We start from the raw sequence: 15724 nt of genomic DNA, 5'->3' as shown, positions 1-15724 counted from the left end.
TTACAACAGCCAGGTTACAGCCGCTGAATCACACGCCGCTTTGCAGCAACATGTTACGTATGTGACCGATGGCCTTAGTCGGGTTCAGGCCCTTCGGACAGACGTTGACGCAGTTCATGATCCCGCGGCAGCGGAATACGCTGAACGGATCATCCAGTGAAGACAGACGCTCGGCAGTCTTGGTGTCACGGCTGTCTGCCAGGAAGCGATAAGCTTGCAGCAGTGCAGCTGGACCCAGGAACTTGTCCGGGTTCCACCAGAAGGACGGGCAAGAGGTCGAGCAGCAAGCGCACAGGATGCACTCGTACAGACCGTCAAGCTTTTCACGCTCTTCTGGCGTCTGCAGACGTTCGATGGCCGGAGCCGGCGTGTCGTTCTGCAGGAATGGCTTAACCTTCTCGTATTGCTTGTAGAAGATGCTCATATCGACGACCAGGTCACGGATAACCGGCAAACCTGGCAGCGGACGAACGATCAGCTTGTTACCTTTTACGACAGCGGACAGCGGCGTAACGCACGCCAGGCCGTTTTTGCCGTTGATGTTCATGCCGTCGGAACCGCAAACACCTTCACGGCAAGAGCGACGATAGGAGAAACCTTCGTCCTGCTCTTTGATCAGGGCCAGCACGTCCAGCACCATCAGGTCGTTACCACCGGTATCGACCTGGAATTCCTGCATGAACGGCGCAGCGTCCTGATCAGGGTTGTAGCGATAAACACTGACATTCAACATGGCGGCCACCCTTAATAAGTCCGAATCTTAGGTTCAAAAGTCGGAACAGTCTTCGGCGAGAAGTTCACGGCACGCTTGGTTACGCGCTTGTCACCCGGGAAGTACAGGGTGTGGCACAGCCAGTTTTCGTCGTCGCGGTCTTCGTAGTCTTCACGGGCGTGAGCGCCGCGGGACTCTTTGCGGATCTCTGCGGCGATGGCGGTAGCTTCGGCCACTTCCAGCAGGTTCTGCAATTCCAGCGCTTCGATACGAGCGGTGTTGAACGCCTGGCTCTTGTCGTTGATCTTGACGTTGGCGATACGGCCACGCAGATCAGCAAGCTGGGCAATACCCTTCTGCATGTATTCGCCGGTACGGAACACACCGAAGTAGTTCTGCATGCAGCTTTGCAGTTCTTTACGCAGGGTAGCGACGTCTTCGCCTTCAGTCCGCGAGTTCAGGCCATTGAGACGTGCCAGGGCAGCGTCGATGTCGGACTGACGTGGGCGAGTGTAATCGACTCCTTCTTTCAGGGTCTGTTCCAGGAACAGGCCGGCAGCACGACCGAATACCACCAGGTCGAGCAGCGAGTTGCCGCCCAGACGGTTGGCACCGTGAACCGATACGCAAGCCACTTCGCCTACAGCGAACAGGCCAGGGATGATCTGGTCAACGCCTTCGGCGTCCTGGGTGATTGCCTGACCATGAATGTTGGTCGGCACGCCGCCCATCATATAGTGGCAGGTTGGAACGACCGGGATCGGCGACACGGCTGGATCGACGTGAGCGAAGGTCTTGGACAGTTCCATGATGCCTGGCAGACGACTGTGCAGAACTTCTTCACCGAGGTGATCGAGTTTCAGCATTACGTGGTCGCCATCCGGACCGCAACCGTTGCCGGCGATGATTTCTTTAACCATCGAGCGAGCAACCACGTCACGACCCGCAAGGTCTTTGGCGTTCGGAGCATAACGCTCCATGAAACGCTCGCCGTGCTTGTTGATCAGGTAACCGCCTTCACCGCGGCAACCTTCTGTAACCAGTACACCGGCGCCGGCGATGCCGGTCGGGTGGAACTGCCACATTTCAATATCTTGTACCGGCACGCCAGCACGCAGAGCCATGCCGACGCCGTCACCGGTGTTGATCAGGGCATTGGTGGTGGACGAGTAGATACGACCTGCACCGCCGGTCGCCAATACGGTGGCGTTAGCACGGACGTAGGAAGTTTCGCCGGTTTCGATGCAGATGACGATCATGCCGACAAAGGCACCATCTTCGTTCTTCACCAGGTCGACGCCATAGTATTCGTTGAGGAATACGGTGCCGGCCTTCAGGTTGGCCTGGTACAGGGTGTGCAGCAGTGCGTGACCGGTACGGTCGGCAGCAGCGCAAGTACGGGCAGCCTGGCCACCTTTACCGAAGTCTTTCGACTGACCGCCGAACGGACGCTGGTAGATGCGACCCTGTTCGGTACGGGAGAACGGCAAGCCCATGTGCTCAAGCTCGAAAACCGCTTCCGGGCCTACGGAACACATGTATTCGATAGCGTCCTGGTCACCGATATAGTCGGAACCCTTGACGGTATCGTACATGTGCCAGCGCCAGTCATCATTCGGATCTGCAGAAGCGATGGCGCAGGTGATGCCACCCTGGGCGGATACGGTGTGCGAGCGAGTCGGGAAAACCTTGGTTACCACGGCAGTCTTGTGACCACCTTGTGCCAGTTGCAGCGCAGCGCGCATGCCGGCACCGCCGCCGCCAATAATAATGGCGTCGAACGAAAGCGTATTAACTGTAGTAGACATGAATCAGATACCCCAAAGAATCTGCACACCCCAGACGAAGTAGGCGAACATCGCAACGCCGCATACTGCCTGGAAGAGGAAACGTATCGCAGTCGCGGACTTGCCGAACGCCATTGGCGTCAGGTAGTCGGTCGCGATGGTCCACATGCCGACCCAGGCGTGAGCGCCGAGGGCAACGAGGGCCAGGAGACTGAAGATACGCATCCAGTTGCTTGCGAACAGTTCATGCCATTGGGCGTAGCCGATGCCGGGATGGGCAACGACGTATCCGATCAGGAAAATGAAGTAAGCCGCGAGAACGACCGCAGAAACGCGTTGCGCCATCCAGTCATAGAGGCCCGAACGCGAGAGGTTCGTGACGTTAGTTACCATATCCAAACTCCTGCCAGAACGATTATCACCACGGAAACGGCGATAACGATTTTCGAGCCCAGCTTGCCGCCTTCCAGCGTCTCACCGATGCCCATGTCCATGATCAAGTGGCGCACACCGGCAACCAAGTGATACAGCAAGGCGGACAGGATGCCCCAAATCACTAGCTTCGCTAGCGGACTGGTCAGACACGCTTTCACCTGCCCGAAGCCTTCTTCTGAACTCAGCGATTTGTCCAATGCATAAAGCATGATGGCCAGGCTGACAAAGAGGATGACACCGGAGATTCGGTGAAGAATGGACGTGTAAGCAGTGACTGGGAGTTTGATGGTCCTTAGGTCTAGGTTTACAGGTCGTTGGCTATTCACGGCTTTTTTTCACACTGAAGAGCCCCTAACAATCAGGGCAAAGTTGTTGGGGAGTGCACTGGTCAGGTACCCACCACCCAGGGAGTGCGACCCCCAGCAAAGCAGGCCCAAAAGCCCCTGGCGGTCGGAGGCCGAGTATAGACAGTTAGGCTACTAATGACAACGCGTTCACCTCCCCCTAATAGCTCATTGCACAAGTTGGATAAAAGGCGTAAATGGCAGGTAATTTCGAGGAAAAAGTCCGGTTAAAGCCTTCTGGAGCAAGACTTTAGGCAAATTGACATTCGAATTTATCTCACTATAGTGGTGCGGGCCCTGCGTGGGGGGTCTGTCTGATGATTTCAAGCATAAATAGGAGGCCACATGGCTGACAAAAAAGCGCAGTTGATCATCGAGGGCGCAGCCCCCGTCGAGCTGCCCATTTTAACCGGCACCGTTGGTCCCGATGTAATCGATGTTCGGGGCCTGACGGCCACGGGCCGTTTCACCTTTGACCCTGGTTTCATGTCGACCGCCTCTTGCGAGTCGAAGATCACCTATATCGACGGCGACAACGGCATTCTGCTGCACCGCGGCTACCCGATCGAACAGCTGGCTGAAAAGTCGGACTACCTGGAAACCTGCTATCTGCTGCTCAACGGCGAATTGCCGACCGCAGAACAGAAGGCCCAGTTCGTCAGCACCGTGAAGAACCACACCATGGTTCACGAGCAGTTGAAGACCTTCTTCAACGGCTTCCGTCGCGACGCCCACCCAATGGCCGTCATGTGCGGTGTAGTCGGTGCCCTCTCGGCCTTCTACCACGACTCCCTCGACATTAATAACCCGCAGCATCGCGAAATCTCCGCGATCCGCCTGGTTGCCAAGATGCCGACCCTCGCAGCGATGGTTTACAAGTACTCCATGGGCCAACCCATGATGTACCCGCGCAACGACCTGACGTACGCGGAAAACTTCCTGCACATGATGTTCAACACCCCGTGCGAGATCAAACCGATCAGCCCGGTACTCGCCAAGGCCATGGACCGGATTTTCATCCTCCATGCCGACCACGAGCAAAACGCATCGACGTCTACCGTGCGTCTGGCAGGCTCCTCGGGTGCCAACCCGTTCGCCTGTATCGCCGCTGGTATCGCTGCACTGTGGGGCCCTGCCCACGGCGGCGCGAACGAAGCTGTTCTGACCATGCTGGATGAAATTGGCGATGTGTCGAACATCGACAAGTTCATCGCCAAGGCCAAGGACAAGAACGATCCGTTCAAACTGATGGGCTTCGGTCACCGGGTTTACAAAAACCGCGACCCACGCGCTACCGTCATGAAGAAGACCTGCGACGAAGTACTGAAAGAACTGGGCATCAAAAACGATCCGCAACTCGAACTGGCCATGCGCCTGGAAGAGATCGCCCTGACCGACCCGTACTTCATCGAACGCTCGCTGTACCCGAACGTCGACTTCTACTCGGGGATCATCCTCAAGGCGATCGGCATTCCAACCAGCATGTTCACCGTCATCTTCGCCCTGGCGCGGACTGTCGGCTGGATCTCCCACTGGAAAGAAATGCTCTCCAGCCCGTACAAGATTGGCCGTCCACGCCAGTTGTACACCGGCTACGAGTCGCGTGACATTACCAAGCTGGAAGACCGCAAATAAGACCTGTCTTGCGATAACGTCTTAAGTTGCACCGGAAACGGCCTCTATATAGAGGCCGTTTTTGTTTGTGCGGCATTTGATCGGGGCCTATCCGTTTCTTCGGTTACGGCAACTATCGGTTTCGCTTTTACAGTGAGTCACTAAGCGAGGCGGCCTACGCTCAAATGAATGCGCACACCTGTAGGAGCTGCCGAAGGCTGCGATCTTTTGATCTTGATCTTCAGCCGTCCTGAGGGAGCCAAAAGATCGCAGCCTTCGGCAGCTCCTACGGGGAGCCGGTGCGTCCGGGGGAGATTGGTTGTCAATAAGGCTGCCTTCGTGAGCAAGCCCGCTCCCGCAAAGTCCGATAACCGCCCAATAAAAATGCCCCGATCTTTCGACCGGGGCATCTGGTGTTAGCGAAGCTTATATAAAGTTCATTGAAGCGTTAGTGCGAAACCGCCCCGCTCGCCCCCAACCCAGTCTGCGAACGCACAAACTGAGGGAAGAACAGCGCCCGCTCATTATCCGCAGCGGCCGACTTGTCAGTGATCGAGAAGAACCAGATGCCGGCAAACGCAATCGCCATGGAGAACAGCGCCGGGTACTCGTACGGGAAGATCGCCTTCTCGTGATGCATGATCTGCACCCAGATGGTCGGACCCAGCACCATCAAGCCCACCGCACTGATCAGCCCCATCCAGCCACCGATCATCGCACCGCGAGTGGTCAGTTTCTTCCAGTACATGGAAAGCAACAGCACCGGGAAGTTACAGCTCGCTGCGATCGAGAACGCCAAGCCCACCATAAACGCGATGTTCTGGCTTTCGAACAGAATGCCCAGACCGATCGCCAGCACGCCCAGGAAGATCGTGGTGATTTTCGAGACGCGGATCTCATCCTTGTCGTTGGCCTTGCCCTTTTTGATCACGCTGGCGTAAAGGTCGTGAGACACCGCCGTTGCACCGGCCAAAGTCAAACCAGCCACAACCGCCAGAATGGTCGCGAACGCTACCGCCGAGATGAAGCCCAGGAAGATACTGCCGCCCACGGCGTTAGCCAGGTGCACCGCCGCCATGTTATTGCCGCCCAACAAGGCGCCAGCCGCATCTTTGAAAGCCGGGTTGGTGCTGACCAGCAGGATCGCGCCGAAGCCGATGATGAAGGTCAGGATGTAGAAGTAGCCGATGAAACCCGTCGCGTACAGCACGCTCTTACGAGCTTCCTTCGCGTCGCTCACGGTGAAGAAGCGCATCAGGATGTGCGGCAGGCCAGCGGTACCGAACATCAGTGCCAGGCCAAGGGAGAACGCCGAGACCGGATCTTTCACCAGACCGCCCGGGCTCATGATCGCTTCACCTTTAGGGTGAACCTTGATCGCCTCGGAAAACAGCATGTTGAAATCGAAGTTGACGTGCTTCATCACCATCAGCGCCATGAACGAGGCACCAGACAGCAACAGCACAGCCTTGATGATCTGCACCCAAGTGGTCGCCAACATGCCGCCGAACAACACGTACATGCACATCAGGATACCGACCAGGATCACCGCGACGTAGTAGTCGAGGCCGAACAGCAACTGGATCAGCTTGCCGGCGCCGACCATTTGCGCGATCAGGTAAAACGCCACCACCACCAGCGAACCGCAAGCGGACAGCGTGCGGATCTGGGTTTGCCCGAGGCGGTAGGACGCCACGTCGGCAAAGGTGTACTTGCCCAGGTTACGCAGGCGCTCGGCGATCAGGAACAGAATGATCGGCCAGCCCACCAGGAAGCCGATCGAGTAGATCAGGCCGTCGTAGCCGGAAGTGAACACCAGGGCGGAAATACCCAGGAAGGACGCCGCCGACATGTAATCACCGGCAATCGCCAGACCGTTTTGCAGACCGGTGATCTTGCCACCCGCCGCGTAGTAGTCGGCCGCCGAGTTATTGCGCTTGGAGGCCCAGTAGGTGATGCACAGGGTCAGGCCGACAAACGCGACAAACATCAGGATCGCGGAAACGTTGAGGGGTTGTTTGTGAACTTCGCCGGTCAGGGCTTCAGACGCCCAGGCGCCCGGTGCAAAGGCTGCGATGCTCAATAGAGCCATTAGACGCCGGATCATTGCTGAGCCTCCTTGAGAATCGCATTGTTCAGGTCGTCGAATTCGCCATTGGCGCGTCGTACGTAGATTGCAGTCAGGATAAAGGCCGAGAGAATCAGCCCGACACCAATCGGTATCCCCCAGGTAATCGAAGATTCAGGGCTGATTTTCGCCCCCAGAATATGCGGCCCGTAAGCAATCAAAAGGATGAATCCGGAGTAAAGCCCAAGCATGATCGCTGAAAGTATCCAGGCGAACTTTTCTCGCTTACTAACCAGCTCCTTGAAGCGCGGGCTGTTTTGAATCGAGAGGTAAATGCTGTCGTTCATTGTTTTTATCCTCGCAGCACAGATTATTGTTAGAACGTATCCACTTTATGCGGCTGCGGAACTGGTTCCAGACGACCTTAGTATTAGAACGACATGACGGTTTCACCAATTTTTAGAAAAAAATAATTAGCTTGCTTTGCACCTGCAGGAGCAAGGCTTGCCCGCGATGGCGTCCTTGTGATCGCCATCGCGGGCAAGCCTTGCTCCTGCAGGAATGCAAAAAGCCCCTTGGCATAAATGCCAAGGGGCTCTGGAAGGTACTGACTAGACGCTTGCGACTAAATCATTTGGTCCATTCGGCAACGCGTTCCGGGTGTTTGGCCACCCAATCCTTGGCCGCGGCTTCAGGCTTGGCGCCGTCCTGAATCGCCAGCATGACTTCGCCGATTTCGTCTTTCGAAGCCCACTGGAAGTTTTTCAGGAACTTGGCCACTTCCGGTGCTTTGGTTGCCAGATCTTTGCTGCCGATGCTGTTTACGGTTTCAGCCGCGCCGTACACGCCTTTCGGGTCGTCCAGGAAGCGCAGTTTCCACTTGGCGAACATCCAGTGCGGCACCCAACCGGTAACGGCGATGGATTCATTTTTCTTCTCGGCACGGGTCAGCTCGGCAATCATGCCGGCGCCGGAACTGGCCTTGAGGGTGTAGTTGGTCAGACCGTAATCTTTGATGGCCTGATCGGTCTTGAGCATCACGCCTGAACCGGCGTCGATACCCACGATGCGACCCTTGAAGCTGTCATCGGTTTTCAGATCGTCGATGGTCTTGGCTTTCACGTATTCCGGCACGATCAGGCCGATTTTCGCATCCTTGAAGTTCGGGCCGTAATCGACGACCTGATCCTTGTTCTTGGCCCAGTATTCACCGTGGGTCACAGGCAGCCAGGCGGACAGCATGGCGTCGAGTTTGCCGGTGGCCACGCCTTGCCACATGATCCCGGTCGCGACGGCTTGCAGCTTCACGTCATAACCGAGTTTTTGCTTGATCACTTCAGCGGCCACATGGGTGGTCGCGACGCTGTCGGACCAGCCGTCAACGTAACCGATGCTCAGGGTTTTGCTCTCGGCATTGGCGAATGTGGAGCCAATCGCAAGCACCAGAGCGGCACTGGCGCCTAAAAGTCGTCGCATCTTCATCGTTACTTCCCCGAAAGTGCTGCGCCCGACGGATGCCGAGCAGCGTCAACGTATTGTTATGGTGCACAGCGCCCCCATCACGCCTCACCGCAAACTCGTCAAAACATCAGCGGAGTACTGACGCCTTCGATAATCAACCTGACGACAACAGCGACCTGTGCTGCCAGCGACCTCAAGGCACCGAGAAACGACATCAGAACGCCATTAATCGCGGGGACGACAAACGCCTCCCCCGATCCGCCCGAACTTTGCATGTCAAAATCATGCAGGCCACCAAGCCCGGGGCAAATGCAGGTAACATGCGCGCCTTTGCTCCCAGACGGCCTGATCATGCCCGCGACATCACGCTTCCCTTTTTTGGCTTATCTTTTCGCCTGCCTGCTGGGGCTGTTTGCCCTCGGCGGCTTCTGGTACGGCCTCGGTAAACCGGTGATCCTGCCGGACGCGGCCAGCGCCACGCACAAGCTGCAATGCGCCTCCTATACCCCGTTTGATAAAGATCAATCGCCATTCGACCAGCCGTTCAAACTGCGCCCCGAGCGCATGGACGCCGACCTCGCGTTGTTGGCCAAAAGCTTCGAATGCATCCGCACCTACTCCATGACCGGCCTCGAAGCCCTGCCCGACCTGGCGCGCAAGCACGGCTTGAAGCTGATGATCGGCGCCTGGGTCAACAGCAACCCGGTGGACACGGCCAAGGAAGTCGACCTGTTGATCGCCTCGGCCAACGCCAACCCGGACGTGGTGACCTCGGTGATCGTCGGCAACGAAGCCCTGCTGCGCAAGGAAGTCACCGGCCCGCAACTGGCCGCCCTCATTAATAAAGTCAAAAGCCAGGTTAAACAGCCGGTCACCTACGCCGATGTCTGGGAGTTCTGGCTCAAGCACCCGGAAGTTGCCCCGGCGGTGGATTTCCTGACCATCCATTTGTTGCCGTACTGGGAAGATGATCCGTCGAACATCGACGCCGCGCTGCAACATGTGGCCGAGGTGCGTCAGGTGTTCGGCAACAAATTCGCGCCCAAGGACGTGCTGATCGGCGAAACCGGCTGGCCGAGCGAAGGCCGCCAGCGTGAAACCGCCCTGCCGAGCCGGGTCAACGAGGCCAAGTTCATTCGTGGTTTTGTCGCCATGGCCGAGCAGCAAGGCTGGCACTACAACTTGATCGAAGCCTTTGATCAGCCATGGAAACGCGCCAGTGAAGGGGCGGTCGGTGGTTATTGGGGCCTGTTTGATGCCGATCGCCAAGATAAAGGCGTGCTGGCCGGGCCGGTGACGAACGTGCCGTTCTGGGCGCAATGGCTGGCGGTGGGCGGCGTGATCTTCCTCGGCACGTTGCTGCTGGGCGGTCGCGTTCGCAGCACCCGCGCAGCGCTGGTGCTGCCACTGCTCGGTGCACTGGCGGCCTGCTCGATCGGCGCCTGGGGCGATCTGGCGCGGGTCACCACCCGGTTTGCCAGTGAATGGCTGTGGGTCGGTTTGCTGACCACGTTGAATCTGTTGGTGCTGGCCCACGCCGCGCTGACGCTGAGCGCCCGCAGCGGCTGGCGTGAACGCGCTTTCAACCTGCTGGAACGCCGGGCGGGCTGGTTACTGGCGGCGGCAGGCTTTGCGGCGGCAGTGATGATGCTGGAGCTGGTGTTCGACCCGCGCTATCGCAGCTTCCCCAGCGTCGCGTTTATCCTGCCGGCGCTGGTGTACCTGTGCCGTCCGGTGAGTGCGCCGCGTCGGGAGATCGCCTTGCTGACCTTCATCATCGGCGCCGGCATTGCGCCGCAGCTGTTCCGTGAAGGCTTGCAGAACCAGCAGGCCTGGGGTTGGGCGCTGGTGAGTGTGTTGATGGTTGCCGCGTTGTGGCGCAGTTTGCGGGTTCGCAAAGGGTAATCTTCTGCGGATTTGCTGGCCTCATCGCGGGCAAGCCTTGCTCCTACGGATTTGAGTCGGCCACATCATCTGTGAACGCCACAATACGGTAGGAGCAAGGCTTGCCCGCGATTCGATCTATCAGGCACCGCGGGTTTCCCGAACCAACCGCAACCCCGCAATCACCACCGCAAACACCGCCAGCGTCGTGTTGTACAACGCCAACGCCGGGAATCCCAGGACCAGCGCCAACACCGCCAGCCACCACCCTGCCCGGCCCGGTACGACGAAACCGATGACAGCGGCGGCCAATGCGCCCCAACCCAACACCTTGAAGTGAATCATCAAGCCAAGGTTCGAACGCACCTGGCATTCCCAGCGGCTCGCCTCGTCCACGCAGAGGCCGACCCATTGCGCATCCTCCATGAAGCCATAGCGCGCGCCATAACTGGCGGCCAGCCATAACGGCAGCAAAACAAGCAGCAGAATCACGGGCAGACGGCGGGACATGAAGCACTCCAATAAACGAAAACGGCGGCCAGCTTAATCTCCCGACAGCCGTGTGCAAGCGTTAACAACAGTTAACTGGGCAGCCAATCATCGCAAAGTGTATCGTCCAGCTACTATTACTCCGAAATTAGGCCTGATTGGTGCCGATCCATGGCACTTTGGCGCAACCCCCGTGGTCATAGCCTGCGAACTTCATTCGGCACCTTTCTCTAAGGGATCTAGTCATGCTCCGTTCCTTGCGCTTCGCCGCCCTGTTTGGCGGCCTTATTTTGAGTGCGTCCGCACTGGCGGTCGACATCGACGCCGCCAGCTATGGCTACCCCTTGACCAACCCGTTCGAGGCGACGATTGCCACCACGCCACCGGAGCTGCGCCCGGAGCTGCCGGCCAACGAAGACATCAATCAGCAGGACCGCAGTGTCCGCTTGCGCCCGGAGCGGGAATTCAGCCTGCCGGACAACTTCTGGCCGGTGAAGAAACTCACCTACCGCATCGCCACCCAGGACCACGCCGCGCCGCTGATCTTCCTGATCGCCGGCACAGGCGCGCGCTATGACAGCAGCCTCAACGAATACCTGAAAAAGCTCTATTACAAGGCCGGCTATCACGTCGTGCAGTTGTCGTCGCCGACCAGCTTCGACTTCATCAGTGCCGCCTCACGCTTTGCCACGCCCGGTATCACCAAGGAAGACGCCGAAGACATGTACCGGGTGATGCAGGCCGTACGGGCGCAAAACCCGAAAACGCCGGTCACCGAGTACTACCTGACCGGTTACAGCCTCGGCGCACTGGATGCGGCGTTCGTCGCGCACCTGGACGAAACCCGCCGCAGCTTCAACTTCAAGAAAGTTTTGCTGCTCAACCCGCCGGTCAACCTCTACACCTCGATCACCAACCTGGACAAACTCGTCCAGACCGAGGTCAAAGGCATCAACAACAGCACCACGTTCTATGAACTGGTGCTGAACAAACTGACCCGCTACTTCCAGCAAAAAGGCTACATCGACCTCAACGATGCCCTGCTCTATGACTTCCAGCAGTCCAAGCAGCACCTGACCAACGAACAGATGGCCATGCTGATCGGCACCTCGTTCCGTTTCTCGGCGGCCGACATTGCCTTTACCTCGGACCTGATCAACCGTCGCGGCCTGATCACCCCGCCGAAATACCCGATCACCGAGGGCACCAGCCTCACGCCGTTCCTCAAGCGTGCGCTGCAATGTGACTTCGATTGCTACATCACCGAACAAGTCATCCCGATGTGGCGCGCCCGCACCGACGGCGGCAGCCTGCTGCAACTGATCGATCAGGTCAGCCTGTATGCGTTGAAGGATTACCTGCACGACAGCCCGAAAATCTCGGTCATGCACAACGCCGACGACCTGATCCTCGGCCCTGGCGACCTGGGTTTCCTGCGCAAGACCTTCGGTGATCGCCTGACCGTTTACCCACTGGGCGGCCATTGCGGCAACCTTAACTACCGCGTCAACAGCGACGCCATGCTGGAGTTCTTCCGTGGCTAAATATCTCCTGCTTATCGCAGCGTTACTCTGTGCAGGCGTCGCCAATGCCGACAACAGCAAAGCCAACGCACCGGTCGTGATCGACAGTGACGGCTTCAAGGAACCGCTGAGCAAACTCAAGTTCAACCCGGGGCTGGACCAGCGCGAGTTCGAACGTTCGACGCTTAATGCGCTGGCCGTCTACGACCCGCTGGAAGAGTGGAACCGCCGGGTCTACCACTTCAACTACCGCTTTGACCAATGGGTGTTCCTGCCCGTAGTGGACGGTTATCGCTACATCACCCCGAGCTTCCTGCGTACCGGCGTGAGCAATTTCTTCAATAACCTGGGTGACGTGCCGAACCTGTTTAACAGCCTGTTGCAGCTCAAGGGGCATCGTTCCCTGGAGACCACCGGGCGCCTGTTGCTCAACACCACCATCGGCATCGCCGGCCTGTGGGACCCGGCCACCGCCATGGGCCTGCCACGCCAGAGCGAAGACTTTGGCCAGACGCTGGGCTTCTATGGCGTACCGGGCGGCGCCTACTTCGTGCTGCCGATCCTCGGCCCATCCAACCTGCGTGACACCGCAGGCCTGGTGGTCGACTACACCGGCGAATCGGCGGTCAACTTCCTGAACGTTGCCCAAGTCAGCGAAAACCATCCGGAAATCTGGGTTCTGCGCGGCGTCGACAAGCGCTACCAGACCAGCTTCCGCTACGGTCAGTTGAACTCGCCGTTCGAGTACGAGAAGGTCCGGTACGTCTACACCGAGTCCCGCAAGTTGCAGATCGCCGAGTAAATCGGCGGCCACAGAAAAGGCCATTCGATGCGAGTCGAATGGCCTTTTTCATTTCCAGCCCTACCACACATCCAATATGGGGCTTGCTCGCGAAAGCGGCTTCGCATTCAACACATAGGTTGACTGACACACCGTTTTCGCGAGCAAGCCCGCTCCCACAAGGGGTTGTGGTGGGCTTCAGCCTTTGACTGAGCGCCAGATTTTGCTTGCGGTCATCACGCCTACCAACACCACCGCACCCGCGACAATCCCCGCCACCGCGTTCAGCAACGTCGGTACGATAAATCCGGCACCACCCGCACCCGCGCTGACGCTTTCAATCCAGTGATGAATCACCGGCACGCCATGGGTCAGAATCCCGCCGCCGACCAAAAACATCGCTGCCGTACCGATCACCGACAGGCTTTTCATCATGTACGGTGCCGCACGCAGGATCACCCCGCCGATGCTTTTGGCCATTTGCCCGGGTTTCCGGCTCAGCCACAGGCCGAGGTCGTCGAGTTTGACGATGCCGGCCACCAGGCCATAGACGCCGATGGTCATGACAATCGCGATGCCCGACAACACGATCACTTGCTGGGTCAACGACGCATCGGCCACGGTGCCGAGGGTAATGGCGATGATTTCTGCCGAGAGAATGAAGTCGGTGCGAATCGCACCTTTGATCTTATCCTGCTCGTACGCCACCAGATCAGTAGCCGGATCAGCCACGGCCTCGACCAGTTGTGCATGCTCGGCGTCATCTTCAGCCTTGCTGTGCAGAAACGTGTGGGCCAGTTTTTCGAACCCTTCGAAACACAGGTAGGCACCGCCGACCATCAACAATGGCGTGACCAACCACGGAATGAAGGCGCTGATGGCCAACGCCGACGGCACCAGAATCAGTTTGTTGCGAAACGAGCCCTTGGCCACGGCCCAGACCACCGGAATTTCCCGTTCGGCACGCACACCGCTGACTTGCTGGGCGTTAAGCGCCAAGTCGTCGCCAAGTACGCCGGCGGTCTTCTTCGCGGCCATTTTGGTCATCAGCGCAACGTCATCGAGTACCGCAGCGATGTCATCGATCAGCACCAGCAAACTGCTTCCTGCCATGAATCAGGTTTCCTTCGAATAATGAATGCCGCGCAGCATAGCGTGGCCGGGCGCAGCACGGTGCATTCTTGAGCGCCGCGCGAGCCCGGTGCTACCATGCGCAACCGCCAGAACAGGCAAGGAACCCCCTGGTTTATGAGCACTATCCGCGAGCGCAACAAAGAACTGATCCTGCGTGCCGCCAGTGAAGAATTTGCCGACAAGGGCTTCGCGGCGACCAAAACCAGCGATATCGCGGCCAAGGCGGGATTACCCAAGCCCAACGTCTACTATTACTTCAAATCCAAGGAAAACCTCTACCGCGAGGTCCTGGAAAGCATCATCGAGCCGATCTTGCAGGCATCGACGCCGTTCAACGCCGACGGTGTGCCGAGTGAAGTGCTGAGCGGCTACATCCGTTCCAAGATCCGCATCTCCCGCGACTTGCCCTTTGCCTCCAAGGTGTTCGCCAGCGAAATCATGCACGGCGCCCCGCACCTGAACGCCGACCTGGTGGAACGCCTCAACGGCCAGGCCAAGCACAACATCGACTGCATCCAGACCTGGATCGACCGCGGCCAGATCGCCGCCATCGACCCCAACCACCTGATGTTCAGCATCTGGGCCGCGACCCAGACCTATGCCGACTTCGACTGGCAGATTTCGGCGGTGACCGGCAAGGCGAAGCTGGATGAGGCGGATTACGAGGCGGCGGCGCAGACGATTATCCGGTTGGTGCTCAAGGGGTGTGAGCCGGACCTTTAATCTGCGGCGCGGCCATTCGCGAGCAAGCCCGCTCCCACACTGGATCTCAGGCGTTCAAAAATCCCCTGTGGGAGCGGGCTTGCTCGCGAATGGGGCAACTCGGTCCAGAGACTAAAGCCAAATGGCATCCCACAACGGATAATCGCCAAGCTTCTCAACCAGCCCCGCCCGCAATGGGTTGGCGACAACATACCGAGCAAGCTTCACCAAATCCTCCTCTCGCCGCAAAGCATGATCATGAAAACTCTGCTGCCAAAGACTGCCCGCTCTACCAGTGGCGGCATTGATTGATCGAGCACTTAACGATTGGGTCTGGCACATCAATTGACCCAGCGAGCCTTTTTGCAAGTGGATCAGCCAATGAAAATGGTCGGGCATGACGACAAAGGCCAGGGAGTCGGCAAATCCCTGATCCTGTGCTTGTTTGAATTGATGTACGACCTTCCTGCCCAAGCTGTAATCCCTGAAAACAGGCTCCCGCTTGAGGGTGTTGGCCGTCAGAAGGTAGATGCGATTTTGTTCGGCATGGCGGCCGATTCTAAGACGGTGTGAAGCTGACAGCTCGGGCATTCCTTTGCCTCTATCGTGGATGAACACATGAGAAGGCTAGGTCAGCGAACTGGAGACTGAGGGGCAAACTTTTAGCTGGATGTGTCTGGGGGATCGCCTTCGCGAGCAAGCCCGCTCCCACAGTGGACTGGCGGTACTCACACATTTTGTGTCCACCACAGGCCCTATGTGGGAGCGGGCTTGCTCGCGAAGGCGGCAG

The 15724-nt window shown here is 58.2% G+C and carries 15 protein-coding genes; 5 read left to right on the top strand and 10 right to left on the bottom strand.

Translation table 11 applies throughout. From position 1 onward, the window contains the following. Positions 1 to 28: 28 nt before the first annotated feature. The 4 genes from V5E99_RS06040 to sdhC are packed head-to-tail and all read right to left on the bottom strand — an operon-like array spanning position 29 to position 3260. Entirely contained in the window at positions 29 to 733 is a 705-nt protein-coding gene (locus tag V5E99_RS06040) for a succinate dehydrogenase iron-sulfur subunit (protein WP_499801613.1), read from the bottom strand. A gap of 11 nt (positions 734 to 744) precedes the next feature. Then, positions 745 to 2520 (bottom strand): succinate dehydrogenase flavoprotein subunit, encoded by a 1776-nt coding sequence (sdhA, locus tag V5E99_RS06035; protein ID WP_499801612.1) that lies wholly within the window; start codon positions 2518 to 2520, stop codon positions 745 to 747. 3 nt (positions 2521 to 2523) lie between these two features. Further along, positions 2524 to 2892, bottom strand: coding sequence for a succinate dehydrogenase, hydrophobic membrane anchor protein (sdhD, locus tag V5E99_RS06030; protein ID WP_027922414.1), 369 nt, complete (start codon positions 2890 to 2892; stop codon positions 2524 to 2526). Then, a complete protein-coding gene (gene sdhC, locus V5E99_RS06025) occupies positions 2886 to 3260 on the bottom strand; it encodes a succinate dehydrogenase, cytochrome b556 subunit (RefSeq protein ID WP_499801611.1) in 375 nt (124 codons plus the stop codon). Before sdhC ends, sdhD begins: the two co-directional genes overlap by 7 nt. Before the next feature lie 363 nt (positions 3261 to 3623). Between sdhC and gltA the strand changes: the two genes are divergently transcribed. After that, positions 3624 to 4913: a citrate synthase gene (gene gltA / locus V5E99_RS06020; protein WP_499801610.1), complete on the top strand. Its 1290-nt coding sequence runs from the start codon at positions 3624 to 3626 to the stop codon at positions 4911 to 4913. Positions 4914 to 5340: 427 nt separating this feature from the next. Here the strand turns inward: gltA and V5E99_RS06015 are convergent, their stop codons facing one another. The 3 genes from V5E99_RS06015 to V5E99_RS06005 form a co-directional block, all read right to left on the bottom strand. Next, a complete protein-coding gene (locus V5E99_RS06015; protein ID WP_499801609.1) occupies positions 5341 to 6999 on the bottom strand; it encodes a cation acetate symporter in 1659 nt (552 codons plus the stop codon). Then, positions 6996 to 7307 (bottom strand): DUF485 domain-containing protein, encoded by a 312-nt coding sequence (locus tag V5E99_RS06010; RefSeq protein WP_008148580.1) that lies wholly within the window; start codon positions 7305 to 7307, stop codon positions 6996 to 6998. Before V5E99_RS06010 ends, V5E99_RS06015 begins: the two co-directional genes overlap by 4 nt. Before the next feature lie 283 nt (positions 7308 to 7590). Next, the gene (locus V5E99_RS06005) at positions 7591 to 8442 is read right to left on the bottom strand and encodes a glycine betaine ABC transporter substrate-binding protein (RefSeq protein ID WP_499801608.1); all 852 of its coding nucleotides are present in this window, start codon (positions 8440 to 8442) and stop codon (positions 7591 to 7593) included. Positions 8443 to 8799: 357 nt separating this feature from the next. On the opposite strand from V5E99_RS06005, the gene V5E99_RS06000 reads away from it, so the two are divergent. Further along, the gene (locus V5E99_RS06000) at positions 8800 to 10326 is read left to right on the top strand and encodes a glycoside hydrolase family 17 protein (protein WP_499801607.1); all 1527 of its coding nucleotides are present in this window, start codon (positions 8800 to 8802) and stop codon (positions 10324 to 10326) included. Positions 10327 to 10446: 120 nt separating this feature from the next. Here V5E99_RS06000 and V5E99_RS05995 read toward each other — a convergent pair whose 3' ends face one another. Continuing rightward, a complete protein-coding gene (locus V5E99_RS05995; protein WP_499801606.1) occupies positions 10447 to 10815 on the bottom strand; it encodes a hypothetical protein in 369 nt (122 codons plus the stop codon). Positions 10816 to 11039: 224 nt separating this feature from the next. Between V5E99_RS05995 and V5E99_RS05990 the strand changes: the two genes are divergently transcribed. Together V5E99_RS05990 and V5E99_RS05985 are read left to right on the top strand one after the other, a co-directional pair. Continuing rightward, positions 11040 to 12338, top strand: coding sequence for a hypothetical protein (locus tag V5E99_RS05990; protein WP_499801605.1), 1299 nt, complete (start codon positions 11040 to 11042; stop codon positions 12336 to 12338). Further along, complete coding sequence (locus V5E99_RS05985) at positions 12331 to 13119, top strand: MlaA family lipoprotein (RefSeq protein ID WP_499801604.1); 789 nt, start codon at positions 12331 to 12333, stop codon at positions 13117 to 13119. Before V5E99_RS05990 ends, V5E99_RS05985 begins: the two co-directional genes overlap by 8 nt. A 177-nt stretch (positions 13120 to 13296) precedes the next feature. On the opposite strand, the gene V5E99_RS05980 is transcribed toward V5E99_RS05985, so the two are convergent. Further along, positions 13297 to 14211 (bottom strand): DUF808 domain-containing protein, encoded by a 915-nt coding sequence (locus V5E99_RS05980; RefSeq protein ID WP_499801603.1) that lies wholly within the window; start codon positions 14209 to 14211, stop codon positions 13297 to 13299. Positions 14212 to 14346: 135 nt separating this feature from the next. On the opposite strand from V5E99_RS05980, the gene V5E99_RS05975 reads away from it, so the two are divergent. Then, a complete protein-coding gene (locus tag V5E99_RS05975; RefSeq protein WP_499801602.1) occupies positions 14347 to 14955 on the top strand; it encodes a TetR/AcrR family transcriptional regulator in 609 nt (202 codons plus the stop codon). 111 nt (positions 14956 to 15066) lie between these two features. Here the strand turns inward: V5E99_RS05975 and V5E99_RS05970 are convergent, their stop codons facing one another. Then, positions 15067 to 15525 (bottom strand): REP-associated tyrosine transposase, encoded by a 459-nt coding sequence (locus V5E99_RS05970; RefSeq protein ID WP_499801601.1) that lies wholly within the window; start codon positions 15523 to 15525, stop codon positions 15067 to 15069. Positions 15526 to 15724 lie beyond the last annotated feature (199 nt).

The sequence above is a fragment of the Janthinobacterium sp. LPB2021202312-11-4 genome, from assembly GCF_037049705.1.
In the GTDB taxonomy this organism is placed as follows: Bacteria; Pseudomonadota; Gammaproteobacteria; order Pseudomonadales; family Pseudomonadaceae; genus Aquipseudomonas.
Note: the sequence above shows the minus strand (reverse complement) of the source record. Positions and strands in the feature narration are given on the sequence as shown.